Source organism: Lentzea sp. NPDC020367 (assembly GCF_044387305.1).
GTDB lineage: Bacteria > Actinomycetota > Actinomycetes > Mycobacteriales > Pseudonocardiaceae > Lentzea.
The window spans coordinates 631,920-644,038 of the sequence record NZ_JBIRVV010000003.1 but is presented as its reverse complement, the minus strand read 5'-3'; the positions used below and the strand labels follow the sequence as shown (position 1 = coordinate 644,038).

The 12,119-nt window shown below is 68.8% G+C and carries 11 protein-coding genes and 1 riboswitch; of the genes, 6 read left to right on the top strand and 5 right to left on the bottom strand.

The features are described from left to right. Window positions 1-3: 3 nt before the first annotated feature. Window positions 4-432 (top strand): heat shock protein transcriptional repressor HspR, encoded by a 429-nt coding sequence (locus ACH413_RS15445; RefSeq protein WP_360040674.1) that lies wholly within the window; start codon window positions 4-6, stop codon window positions 430-432. Between the two features lie 495 nt (window positions 433-927). Here the strand turns inward: ACH413_RS15445 and ACH413_RS15440 are convergent, their stop codons facing one another. After that, on the bottom strand, window positions 928-1,827 hold the full coding sequence (locus tag ACH413_RS15440; RefSeq protein ID WP_360040677.1) for an SDR family oxidoreductase: 900 nt from the start codon (window positions 1,825-1,827) through the stop codon (window positions 928-930). Between the two features lie 84 nt (window positions 1,828-1,911). Here ACH413_RS15440 and ACH413_RS15435 point away from each other — a divergent pair, with 84 nt between their 5' ends. Then, the gene (locus ACH413_RS15435) at window positions 1,912-2,487 is read left to right on the top strand and encodes a TetR family transcriptional regulator (protein ID WP_360040680.1); all 576 of its coding nucleotides are present in this window, start codon (window positions 1,912-1,914) and stop codon (window positions 2,485-2,487) included. Here ACH413_RS15435 and glyA read toward each other — a convergent pair. Both glyA and ACH413_RS15425 read right to left on the bottom strand, forming a co-directional pair. Beyond that, window positions 2,470-3,687, bottom strand: a complete 1,218-nt coding sequence (gene glyA, locus ACH413_RS15430; protein WP_360040683.1) for a serine hydroxymethyltransferase — start codon at window positions 3,685-3,687, stop codon at window positions 2,470-2,472. The two genes, ACH413_RS15435 and glyA, sit on opposite strands and share 18 nt — an antisense overlap. Before the next feature lie 13 nt (window positions 3,688-3,700). Then, window positions 3,701-3,785: riboswitch (ZMP/ZTP riboswitch) on the bottom strand. A 6-nt stretch (window positions 3,786-3,791) separates the two neighbouring features. Beyond that, window positions 3,792-4,895 (bottom strand): FAD-binding oxidoreductase, encoded by a 1,104-nt coding sequence (locus ACH413_RS15425; protein WP_319976539.1) that lies wholly within the window; start codon window positions 4,893-4,895, stop codon window positions 3,792-3,794. Between the two features lie 314 nt (window positions 4,896-5,209). Here ACH413_RS15425 and ACH413_RS15420 point away from each other — a divergent pair, with 314 nt between their 5' ends. Continuing rightward, window positions 5,210-5,842, top strand: coding sequence for a pyridoxamine 5'-phosphate oxidase family protein (locus ACH413_RS15420; RefSeq protein ID WP_360040686.1), 633 nt, complete (start codon window positions 5,210-5,212; stop codon window positions 5,840-5,842). Window positions 5,843-6,017: 175 nt separating this feature from the next. Then, on the top strand, window positions 6,018-7,694 hold the full coding sequence (locus ACH413_RS15415) for an MDR family MFS transporter (RefSeq protein ID WP_396424993.1): 1,677 nt from the start codon (window positions 6,018-6,020) through the stop codon (window positions 7,692-7,694). Here the strand turns inward: ACH413_RS15415 and ACH413_RS15410 are convergent. Next, a complete protein-coding gene (locus ACH413_RS15410; RefSeq protein ID WP_093595533.1) occupies window positions 7,592-7,975 on the bottom strand; it encodes a VOC family protein in 384 nt (127 codons plus the stop codon). The genes ACH413_RS15415 and ACH413_RS15410 overlap by 103 nt on opposite strands. A 125-nt stretch (window positions 7,976-8,100) precedes the next feature. Between ACH413_RS15410 and clpB the strand changes: the two genes are divergently transcribed. Together clpB and ACH413_RS15400 are read left to right on the top strand one after the other, a co-directional pair. Then, window positions 8,101-10,683 (top strand): ATP-dependent chaperone ClpB, encoded by a 2,583-nt coding sequence (gene clpB / locus ACH413_RS15405; protein ID WP_360040692.1) that lies wholly within the window; start codon window positions 8,101-8,103, stop codon window positions 10,681-10,683. Further along, window positions 10,683-11,084 (top strand): hypothetical protein, encoded by a 402-nt coding sequence (locus tag ACH413_RS15400; protein WP_360041067.1) that lies wholly within the window; start codon window positions 10,683-10,685, stop codon window positions 11,082-11,084. The genes clpB and ACH413_RS15400 overlap by 1 nt, the downstream gene beginning before the upstream one ends. On the opposite strand, the gene ACH413_RS15395 is transcribed toward ACH413_RS15400, so the two are convergent. Next, window positions 11,055-12,101, bottom strand: coding sequence for an aldo/keto reductase (locus ACH413_RS15395; protein WP_360040695.1), 1,047 nt, complete (start codon window positions 12,099-12,101; stop codon window positions 11,055-11,057). The two genes, ACH413_RS15400 and ACH413_RS15395, sit on opposite strands and share 30 nt — an antisense overlap. Window positions 12,102-12,119 lie beyond the last annotated feature (18 nt).

Genomic DNA, 12,119 nt, shown 5'->3' with positions numbered 1-12,119 from the left:
CCGGTGGGTTTTCCGTTCCCTCCGGGGACCGATGAGGACACGCCGTTCTTCGTGATCTCGGTGGCGGCCCAGCTGTCGGGCCTGCACGCCCAGACCCTGCGGTCCTACGACCGGCTGGGTCTGGTCTCGCCGGGCCGCACGAACGGCGGCGGCCGCCGCTACTCGATGCGCGACATCGTGCTGCTGCGCGAAGTCCAGCGCCTCTCGCAGGACGAGGGCGTGAACCTCGCGGGCATCAAGCGGATCATCGACCTGGAGAACCAGGTCGACGCACTGCGCTCGCGGGTCGCCGAACTCCAGCAGGAACTGGCTCAGGCGTTGGCGGCGGCCGATTCCACGGCCGCCGCCGTGCACGCCTCCTACCGGCGTGACCTCGTGCCGATCCGGCAGGAGACCGCGCTGGTCGTGTGGAAACCCAAGCCGCGCAAGTGATCGAGCGTTTGTACGAGGTCTTCGCGACGCCGCGTCCGCGCGTGGTCGACCACTGCGACCACTGCGTGGACGCGGCGAGCGTCGCGCCGTCGTGTGGGCTGACCGCTGACTGCTGACCGCTGACCGCTGACTGCTGACCGCTGACCACGGTCGAGAAGCTCTGGCTGTGGCCGAGATCGGGCCACCCGGACGGGTGAATCTGGTCCTGATCCACGCCTGACGCCGTCTAGTAGATGTCCGGAAACCATGATCACCTTCCCCCCGCAAGCGGAAGGGGGTGGGCGGCGACAGGGCGGTACAACGGCGGCAGGTGATCGGGAGATGGACAGGCCACGCCGTCCACATCGACCGGCCAGAGGTGCGTGAAGTGCCGGAAGACGGCGCGTCACGCGCGTGGAAGAGCGAGCGGGAAATCCGTGCCGCGCTTGAGGAATCTGCGCCGACAGAGCCGGACTCCGGCGGCGCGACCTCCCCGGCGCACCTCGGGTTCGAAGCTCACCTCTCGTCGAAGTAGAACCCGGTCTCCAGGTCCTCCAGGATGCCGGGTTCCTTCGGTTCCCAGCCCAGCAACGCCTTCGTGCGCGCACCGGACGTCGGCGCGTCCCGCGACACCATGAACGCGAGCGGCCCGAAGTGCTCCTGGGCGCGCTCCGCCGGGATGGCCTCGACGGGCACGTTCAGCTTCCGGCCGATGACCTCGGCGATCTCCCGCATCGTCACGGCCTCCTCGGCGACCGCGTGCAGCACCGAGCCCGCCGGGGCCTTCTCCGCGGCCAGCCGGTAGAGCCTTGCCGCGTCCAACGTGTGCGTGGCCGACCAGCGGTTGGTGCCGTCGCCGGGGTAGCCGGAAATCCCCGTGGCGCGGGCGGTCCTGACCAGGATCGGGATGAAGCCGGCCGTGTCCAGTGCACTGTGGACGGTCGGGGGCAGGACGACGACCGAGCCGCGGACGTCCTGGGCGTCGATGATCAGGTTGCGGGCTGCGCCGCGCGGGCCCTCGCTCGAGACCCGTTCCTCCTCGGTGGCGGTGCGGCCGAGGCCTGAGTACGACAGCGTGCCGCCGGTGCCGATCAGCGCCTTGCCGGTGCCGGCGAGCTCGTCCAGGAACGCCTGGACGACGGCGAGGTCGGCGTCGGAGGCGCCCTGGTAGTCGCCCGCGTACATCTCCTCGTGCTTGAACGCCAGGTGGATCACGGCGTCCGCCTCGGCCGCGCCCTTTCGCAGTCCGTCGAGGTCGTCCAGGTCGCCGCGCCGCACGCCGGCGCCCTGCGCTTCGAGCTTGGCGGCGGACGCGTCCGAGCGGGCCAGGCCGACGACCTCGTGGCCCGCGTTCAGCAGTTCTGGGACCAGCGCCGAGCCGACGTGGCCGCTGGCACCCGTGACGAAGACCTTCATGGCACTTCCTTCAAGTGATGGGACTTGGTCTCATCAACCGTAGCAGAGTGATGAGACCAAGTCGCATCACTTATGATGTGAGTCATGGGTCGATGGGAGCCGGACGCGGGAGATCGGTTGGTGCGCGCCGCACTCGACCTGTTCGACGAGCAGGGCTACGAGAACACGGCGGTCGCGCAGATCGCCGAGCGCGCGGGCCTGACGAAGAGCACGTACTTCCGGCACTTCCGGGACAAGCGCGAGGTGCTGTTCAGCGGGCAGGACCGGCTGCTGGAGCTGATCACCGACGGGATCGCCGGCGCTCCCGAGTCCGCCGGCGCGCTGGGGGCGGTCGAGGGGGCGCTCGTGGCGATGGCCGTCACCTTCACCCAGGACCGCTGGGCGAACGGCCCGCGGCGGCTGGCGGTGATCGCCGCCAACGACGAGCTGCGCGAGCGGGACGCGTTGAAGATGGCCGGGTTCGCCCGCACGATGAAGGCCGGGCTGCTGGAACGTGGTGTGCCGGAGCTCGACGCGGACGTCGCCTCCGAGCTCGGCGTGCTGGCCCTGCGGCGCGGCTACGCCCAGTGGCTGGAGGCCGGCGGGGACTTCGCGGAAGTCGCCCGCCGGGCTCTCGAGGAGGTGCGCGGCGCGGCCGTGGGCCTAGAGGGTGCCGAGTAGTTCCTGGACTTCGGTGGCGATGCGGTCCAGCGCCTGGTCGTTGTCGTGGGCGGCGATCGCGCGGTCCATCCAGTTCGCGATCAACGGCATCTGCTCCGGCTTGAGGCCGCGCGTCGTGACGCCGGGGGTGCCGAGCCGGATGCCGGACGGGTCGAACGGCTTGCGGGTGTCGAACGGGACCGCGTTGTAGTTCAGCTCGATGCCCGCCCGGTCCAGGGCCCGCGCGGCCGGCTTGCCGCCGATCAGCTTGGACGTCAGGTCGATCAGCACCAGGTGGTTGTCGGTGCCGCCGGAGACCAGGTCGAAGCCGCGCTCCAGCAACGCCTCCGCGAGCGCCTGTGCGTTCTTCACGATCATGTGTGCGTATTCGCGGAACTCCGGCTGCGACGCCTCGTGCAGCGCCACGGCGATCGCGGCCGTCGTGTGGTCGTGCGGACCGCCCTGCAGGCCGGGGAACACGGCGCGATCGATCGCCTTCGCGTGCTCGGCGTCGCACAGGATCATCGCGCCACGCGGGCCGCGCAACGTCTTGTGCGTGGTCGTGGTGATCACCGGCGCGTGCCCGACCGGTGACGGGTGCGCGCCGCCCGCGACGAGTCCGGCGATGTGCGCGATGTCGGCGACCAGGACCGCGTCGATCTCACGGGCGATCTCCGCGAACGCCGGGAAGTCGATGGTGCGCGGGATGGCCGTGCCGCCGCAGAAGATCACCTTCGGGCGTTCGGCCTGCGCCAGCGCCCTGACCTCGTCCATGTCCACGACACCGGTGTCCTTGCGGACCTCGTACTGGACCGCGTTGAACCACTTGCCGGTCGCGGACACGCTCCAGCCATGCGTGAGATGGCCGCCCATCGGCAGGGACATGCCCATCACGGTGTCGCCGGGCTGCAGGAACGCCAGGTAGACGGCGAGGTTCGCCGGGGCGCCGGACAGCGGCTGGACGTTCGCGTGGTCCACGCCGAACAGGGCTTTCGCCCGGTCGATGGCGAGCTGTTCGACCTGGTCGATGACCTGCTGGCCCTCGTAGTACCGCTTGCCGGGGTAGCCCTCGGAGTACTTGTTGGTCAGCACCGAGCCGGTGGCCTCGAGCACGGCGGCCGACACGTCGTTCTCGGACGCGATCATGCGCAGCTTGCTCGCCTGACGGCGTTCCTCCGCCTGGATGAGAGTGGCGATCTCGGGATCGACTTCGCGCAGCACGGCATCACTCCGTGCCGGGCACCCAGGCGTTCGGTGCGCTCGGCCGTCGCTTCCCGGTGGTCAGTTCCACCCTCGGCACGCCAGTCGCTTACGACGTGCCGAGTTTAGTCCAGCGTGAACGGGTCGTACTTGATCCGGTCGAGAGGAGTTCCGGCGACGAGCATGCGGGAGACCGTCGACCTGATCATGGCTGGGCTGCCGCAGACCAGGACGTCACGCTCTTCCCACGCGCCGTAGCGGGTGACCACGTCGGCGAGGCTGCCCTGCTCGACACCTCGGACGCCGGGGTCCGACTCCAGCACCGGCACGACCGTGAGCCACGGGTTCGTGGTCGCGATGCGCTGCAAGTTGTCCAGGTCGTAGAGGTCCTCGCGGGTGCGGCCGCCGTAGAACAGGTGCACGCGCGGGTTCTCGCCGAACTGCGCCATCTCGTCGATGATCGCGTGCATCGGCGCGACGCCCGTGCCACCGGCCACCATCAGGATGTCCGACCCGGCCGTGCGGTCGACCGACAGACGTCCCATCGGCGGTCCGATCCGCCAGGTGTCGCCGGCCTGCGTGTGGCCGACCACCGAGCGGGACACCCAGCCGCCGTCGACGGACCGGATGTGGAACTCGATGACGCCGTCCTCGCGCGGGGCGTTCGCCGGCGAGTAGTACCGCCACAGGCGCTTGCGCTGCGGCGTCTCCACGCTGACGTACTGACCGGCCTTGTAGCTGACGGGGTGGTCCGGTTGCAGCCGGACGACGGCCAGGTCCCACGAGACGCGCTGGTGCTCCAGCACCGTCGCGTGCCAGTACGCGGGCCCGTTGTCGGCGTCGGCCGCCTCCTGCATCGCCCTGGCCATCAACGTGTAGGCCTCGGCCCACGCCATCTCGACCTTGGGCGTCCAGGCGGCACCGGAGAACTTCTTCACCGCGGACAGCAGTGCCGTCCCGACCGCCTCGTAGTGGACGTTGATGACACCGAACTTGCGGTGGTCACGTCCCAGCTGACGCAGGAAGGGAATGAGGTCGTCCGGGCGGTCGACCATCTGCACCACGTGCACGAGGGCGCGCAGCAGACGGCTGCGTTGCACCTCCATGTTCGCGGGGAACATCTCGCGTGTGGCAGGCGAGAGCGAGAAGAGCATTCCGTAGAAGAACTTCGCCACTTCTTCGGAGTGCGGCTCCACCACCGCGAAGCTCTCCCGGATCATCCGCACCATCGCGGTGACACCAGGCGGGGGTTCTCGGTGGGGCGGGGTAGGGATGGGGCTCAGCACAGCGTTCGCAGTCATGGTCCGCGCGCAGTCTCCACGTTCTCATTGGCGTTCAGTGGCGCCGGCAAGGCGCTGTTCGTCCTCGTCAAGCATCCGTCCCCCGACAGGGTGGACAGTAACCCCTGATCGGGCTGTTTGACTCCTTGATGCCACCTTTGAGCGAAGCATGGTCACTCTAGGTGAGTAGTTGTTACCGCAACAGTGTGAATGTGAGGGTCCGTCTGTACCGGGTTGCGTGCTTGCGTGCTTGGGTTGGGCGCGTGTCCCTGCCTGAACTCACTGAAACCACCTCACCCGACCGTGTCGACCTTCCTGGCTCACGCGGTGAGCACTTCCTCCAATGTGCCCTGGAGACGTCCGATCGCGCTACGCGCTTCTACACGGACCAGGTTCTGGACCACCTCAACCCCGCGATGGCCGAGTTCGTCGGCCGCATGGAGATGGCCTTCATCTCGACGGCCGATGCCGACGGGGAGTGCGACTCCTCGCTGCGTGCGGGGCAGGCCGGGTTCATGACCGTCGTCGACTCCAAGACGGTCGTCTACCCCGAGTACCGGGGCAACGGGGTGATGGCGTCGCTGGGCAACATCATGGAGAACCCGCACATCGGGATGCTCCTGGTGGACTTCACCGAGGACCTGATCGGGCTGCACGTCAACGGCCGCGCCCGGATCGCGCCCCTGGACGAGTTCGAGGAGCTCGCCGGTGACGACAAGCGGGTCGAGCGGTGGGTGGTGGTCGAGGTCGAGGAGGCCTACATCCACTGCCGCAAGCACATCCCCCGGATGGTTCCCGTGGACCGGATCCGCGACTGGGGGACGGACGACGTCAAGCGCAAGGGCGGTGACTTCTTCGGGGCCAAGGCCGACAGGATGAGCGACGCCGGCAGCTGAACCCGCCGAGACAGCCCTCGTCGTCCGCGTTGCGCGTGGACGACGAGGGCTGTCGCGCGATCGGGGCTTGAGCGGGCGGCGTGACCCTGAGGTGTGACCGATCAGCCACCGAATTAGTTGGCCTAGCTAACTATCTCCAGATATAGTTGTATGACATCAACTAACTGCTGGAGGTGTGCCGGTTTTGAGTCGGCCCTCGTCACATCGGGAGATCCTCGAAGCGCTGTCCGGTATCTGGGTGGCGTTGCTCGTCGCGATCCTCAGCTCCACCATCGTCTCGAACGCTCTCCCGACGATCCTGGCCGAGCTCAAGGGCACGCAGACCCAGTACACGTGGGTCATCACGTCGATGCTGCTCGCCTCGACGGCCAGCACGCCGCTGTGGGGCAAGCTCGCGGACCTGTTCGACAAGAAGAAGCTGTTGCAGGCGGCGATCGTGATCTTCGTCGTCGGCTCCGTGCTGTCCGGGTTCAGCCAGAACATGGAGCAGCTCATCTCGTTCCGGGTCCTCCAGGGGCTGGGGATGGGTGGTGTGCAGGCGCTGGGGCAGGTCGTCGTCGGCGCGCTGCTCAGCCCGCGCGAACGCGGCCGGTACAGCGGCTACACCGGCATGGTGATCTCCGCCGGGACCGTGGGCGGGCCGCTGGTCGGCGGGTTCCTCGTCGACTGGCCCGGCTGGCGCTGGTGCTTCTTCGTCTGCGTGCCCCTGGCGCTGGTGGCGCTGGCCGTGCTGCACAAGACGCTGCACCTGCCGGTCAAGAAGCAGCACGTGAAGATCGACTACCTCGGCGCCACGCTGATCACCGGTGGGGTGAGCCTGGTGCTGATGTGGGTGTCGTTCGCGGGCAAGGACTTCGCCTGGATCAGCACGGAGAGCGCGCTGTTCGTCGCCGGTGCGGTGCTCGCGATCGTGGGTGCCTACTTCGTGGAACGGCGGGCGTCCTCGCCGGTCATCCCGCTGCACCTGTTCAAGAACCGGACCGTGGTGCTGGCGATGCTGGGTGGCGTCGCGGTGGGCACGGCGATGTTCGGGGCCTCGGTGTTCATGGGGCAGTACTTCCAGATCGCGCGCGGGTTCTCGCCGACCAAGGCCGGGTTGCTGACCGTGCCGCTGGTGCTCGGGCTGAGCATCTCGTCCACGGTGAGCGGGCAGTTGATCGCCAAGAGCGGCCGGTGGAAGAGCTACCTGGTCTGGGGCTCGTTCTCGCTGGTCGCCGGGCTGGCGCTGCTCGGGACGATCGACCACCGCACCAACCTCGTGCTGATGGGCGGCTACCTCGCGCTGGTCGGCGTGGGGGTGGGGCTGACCATGCAGAACCTGGTGCTGGCCGTGCAGAACGGCGTGGGGATGGCGGACCTCGGGGCCGCGAGCTCCACGGCCACGTTCCTGCGGTCGCTGGGCGGGACGGCCGGCGTCTCGGTGCTCGGGGCCGTGCTGGCCGCCTCGGTGAGCACGAAGACGCTCGACCGCGGTTCCCTCTCCCCAGTCGTACGGGACTCCTACGGCGACGCGATGGGTGAGCTCTTCCTCATCGCCGCCGGTCTCGCGGTGTTCACGGTGATCGCGGTCCTGCTGATCAAGGAGCAGCCGCTGCGGGACTCGGTGGAAGACGAAATTGTCACTCCAACGGGTTCTGGTGCACAGACGGTCGCCACTGAGCTTGACTCACCTGTGGATACTGACCAGCGGATTGTGGACAACTCGGTCCCCGCTGTGGACAAGCTGTTGGTGCTTTCGAGTGACGGCGATCAGGAGGTCGCGGCGCGTTCGGCTGCGCTGCGTTCCACGCAGAACTCGTTGCCCTCGGGGTCGCGCATCGTGACCCAGCCGGTGCCGTCCGGCCTGCGCTGATCGTCGAAGATCGTCGCGCCGATGCCGACGAGGCGTTCGACCTCCTCGTCGCGCGTGTTGTCGGTCGGCTGCAGGTCCAGGTGCAGGCGGTTCTTCAGGTCCTTGCCCTCCGGCACGTTGATGAACAGGTAGCCGATGCCGTTCGGCAGCTGGATCAGCGACTCCGGGTCGCCGGGGTTGTCGTCGGGGTGCAGCGGCAGGCCCAGCACCTTGCTCCACCAGGAGGCGATCTCGTAGGAGTCGCGCGTGTCGATCGTGATGCTGTGGATGATTGAGGTCATGAGCTGATCTTCGCCTAGTCGGCGTGTGATCTGGACCGATTTCAAGGTTGAGCGGAACACGCTCAACTTTTCTGACGTTGTGCGGGATGATGGTCCATGCTGGAGGCTGACCACGAGGTGGAGGAATGGACGCTTTCAACCCGACGACCAAGACGCAGCAGGCCGTGTCCGCGGCGGTGCAGGCCGCGACGCTGAACGGGAACCCGGACGTGGGTTCCGTGCACCTGCTCAGTGCACTGCTGGCGCAGACGGACGGGTTGACCGCCCCGTTGCTGTCGGCCGTGGGTGCCGACCCCGCGCAGGTGCGCAAGGAGCTGGAGCAGCTCTCCCGCTCGTTGCCCAGCGCCTCCGGTTCGACCGTGTCCGCTCCGCAGTTCTCGCGCGACGCCGTGCGGGTGATCAACAAGGCGCAGGAGCTCGCCACCGAGATGGGTGACGAGTACGTGTCGACCGAGCACCTGCTCGTCGGGCTCGCGCAGTACGGCGGCCCGGTGGCCGACCTGCTGCGGCGGCACGGTGCGACGCCCGACGCGCTGACCGAGGCCTTCGCGAAGGTGCGCGGGTCGGCGCGGGTGACGTCGGCCGATCCCGAGGGCACCTACAAGGCGCTGGAGAAGTACGGCGTCGACCTGACCGAACGTGCGCGCAAGGGCGAGCTCGACCCGGTGATCGGCCGTGACGCCGAGATCCGCCGGGTCGTGCAGGTGCTGTCGCGGCGCACCAAGAACAACCCCGTGCTGATCGGCGAGCCCGGTGTCGGCAAGACGGCGATCGTCGAGGGCCTGGCGCAGCGCGTCGTGGCCGGTGACGTGCCGGAGTCGTTGCGCGGCAAGAAGGTCGTGTCCCTGGACCTCGGCTCGATGGTCGCGGGCGCGAAGTACCGCGGTGAGTTCGAGGAGCGGCTCAAGGCCGTGCTCAAGGAGATCACCGACTCGGCCGGGCAGGTCATCACGTTCATCGACGAGCTGCACACGATCGTCGGTGCCGGCGCGACCGGTGAGTCGGCGATGGACGCCGGCAACATGATCAAGCCGATGCTCGCCCGCGGTGAGCTGCGCATGGTCGGTGCCACGACCCTGGACGAGTACCGCGAGCACATCGAGAAGGACGCCGCCCTGGAACGCCGCTTCCAGCAGGTGCTGGTCGGCGAACCGTCGGTGGAGGACACGGTCGGCATCCTGCGCGGGCTCAAGGAGCGCTACGAGGTGCACCACGGCGTGCGCATCACGGACGCCGCCCTCGTCGCCGCCGCCACGCTGTCCGACCGCTACATCACCGCGCGCTTCCTGCCGGACAAGGCCATCGACCTCGTCGACGAGGCCGCGTCCCGGCTGCGCATGGAGATCGACTCCCGGCCCGTCGAGATCGACACCGTCGAACGTGCCGTGCGGCGCCTCGAGATCGAGGAGATGGCGCTGGCCAAGGAGTCCGACGCGGCGTCGGTCGAACGGCTGCACGTGCTGCGCGCCGAACTCGCGGAGAAGCGCGAGGAACTCTCCGCGCTGACGGCCAGGTGGCAGAACGAGAAGGGCTCCATCGACCGCGTCCGCGGCCTGAAGGAGCAGCTGGAGTCGTTGCGCGGCGAGTCCGAACGGGCCGAGCGCGACGGCGACCTCGGTCGTGCCGCCGAACTCCGTTACGGCCGGATTCCCGAGCTGGAGAAGGAACTCTCCGTCGCCGCGGAGTCCACACAGGACGATGCGATGCTCAAGGAGGAGGTCGGCCCCGACGACGTCGCGGACGTCGTGGCGGCGTGGACCGGCATCCCGGCCGGCCGCCTGCTCGAAGGCGAGACCACCAAGCTGCTGCGGATGGAGGACGAACTCGCACGCCGGGTCGTCGGCCAGGCCGAAGCGGTGCGGGTCGTGTCGGACGCGGTGCGCCGCACGCGCGCCGGAGTCGCGGACCCGGACCGCCCGACGGGCTCGTTCCTGTTCCTCGGCCCCACCGGCGTCGGCAAGACCGAGCTCGCGAAGGCGCTGGCGGGGTTCCTGTTCGACGACGAGCGGGCGATGATCCGCATCGACATGAGCGAGTACTCCGAGAAGCACTCGGTGGCCCGCCTGGTCGGCGCGCCTCCCGGCTACGTCGGCTACGACCAAGGCGGCCAGCTCACCGAGTCGGTCCGCCGCCGCCCGTACTCGGTCGTGCTGCTGGACGAGGTCGAGAAGGCCCACCCGGACGTCTTCGACGTGCTGTTGCAGGTCCTCGACGACGGCCGCCTGACCGACGGTCAGGGCCGCACGGTCGACTTCCGCAACACGATCCTGGTGCTCACCTCGAACCTGGGTTCGCAGACCATCGTGAACCCGTCGCTGACCGAGCGGGAACGCAAGGACGCCGTGATGGCCGTGGTGCAACGGCACTTCAAGCCGGAGTTCCTGAACCGGCTGGACGACGTCGTGGTGTTCCACGCCCTCGCCACCGAGGAGCTGACGTCCATTGTGGACATCCAGATCACTCGTCTGGCGGACCGGCTCGCGGCCCGTCGCCTGACCCTGGAGGTCACGCCGTCGGCCAGGGACTGGTTGGCGCTGAACGGTTTCGACGCGATCTACGGTGCTCGGCCGCTGCGGCGGCTGGTGCAGTCGGCGATCGGTGACCAGCTGGCCAAGGAACTGCTGGCCGGCGAGGTGCGGGACGGCGACACCGTGCGGGTCGACGTGCTGGACGACAACAGCGGTCTGATCGTGGGCCGCACCGCGTGATGTTCGTGAGGTATCAGGCGGCGCAGGCCAACGTCAACGGGAACTTCCCCGGAGTCTTCGGACTGGTGAACGGCCTGCGCCGGCGCGGTGAGCTCACCGCGGAGCAAGAAGAGTTCGTGCGCGTCAACAACGCCTGGTACAACGCCGCCTACATCGACCCGTCGACTGTCGACCCGATGGTCTACGACCGGGAAGTCAACCCCGGTGCCCGCGCGTGGTTCAAGGCGGAGGCGACACACCTGGAGGAACGGCTGCCGGGTTACCTCGCCCTCCTCGACGCGCACGGGGTGCGATGGGAGCGACTGACCAGCGACGATCCCGGCCGCGTCGTCTACGAGGACGCGGACCAGGTCGTCGTGGTGCCCCACTCGTCAGCGGCTTTCGATCGTCAGCCCACCTGACATCACCGTGCGGACGTGGTCGCCGCCGAGCAGGTCGTGCGGGTAGCCGGGGTCGATCGCGCTGACCTCGTCGAGACGTGCCACCTGCTCGCCGGTCAGCTCGACCTCCAACGCGTCCAGGTTCCCCAGCAACTGCTCGGGCGTGCGGGCGCCGACGACGGGTGCCGTCACGCCGGGCCGCCGCACGCTCCACGCCAGCGCGACCTGGGCGGGCGTGCGTTCCACCTCCGAAGCCACTTCGCGCACGACGTCGGCGATGCCGAGCGTGCGGGACGTGACCATGCCCAGGCCGGCGTTGAAGCTCTTGCGGTTGCTCTCGGGGGAGTCGGAGCCGGGGGTCAGGTCGGCGCGGGTGTACTTGCCGGACAGCACCCCGCCACCCAGCGGGGAGAACGGGAGCACTCCCAGCCCCAGCGCCCGCGCCATCGGGATCAGGTCGCGTTCGCCGCCGCGGTTGATCAGGCTGTGCTCGATCTGCAGCGCGACCAACGGCGACCAGCCGCGCAGGTCGGCGATCGCCTGCATGCGGGAGATCTCCCAGGCCGGGGCGTTGGACATCCCCACGTACAGGACCTTGCCCTGACGGACCAGGTCGTCCAGGCCGCGCAGGACCTCCTCGGCCGGCGTCATGGCGTCCCACACGTGCACGTACAGCAGGTCGACGTGGTCCGTGCGCAGCCGGCGCAGGCTGTTCTCCACCGACGCGAACAGGTTCTTGCGGTGCGAGCCGCCGGAGTTCGGGTCGCCGGGCGTGCGCAGGGTCGAGTACTTCGTCGCCAGCACCAGGCTTTCGCGCCGGTCGCGGGTGAGTTCGCCCAGCAGCTGTTCGGAGCCGCCGTAGGAGGCCGCGGTGTCGATGAAGTTGCCACCGCGCTCCACGTAGATCTCGAACAACTTGCGTGCGTCGTCCTGCGCGGAGCCCCATCCCCACTCGTTGCCGAAGGTCGCCGTGCCCAGGGCGAGCGGGGAGACCCGCAGCCCGGAGCGTCCCAGCAGCCGGTAGGTGTCGAGCGCCATGGTGTTTCTCCCGTGTTC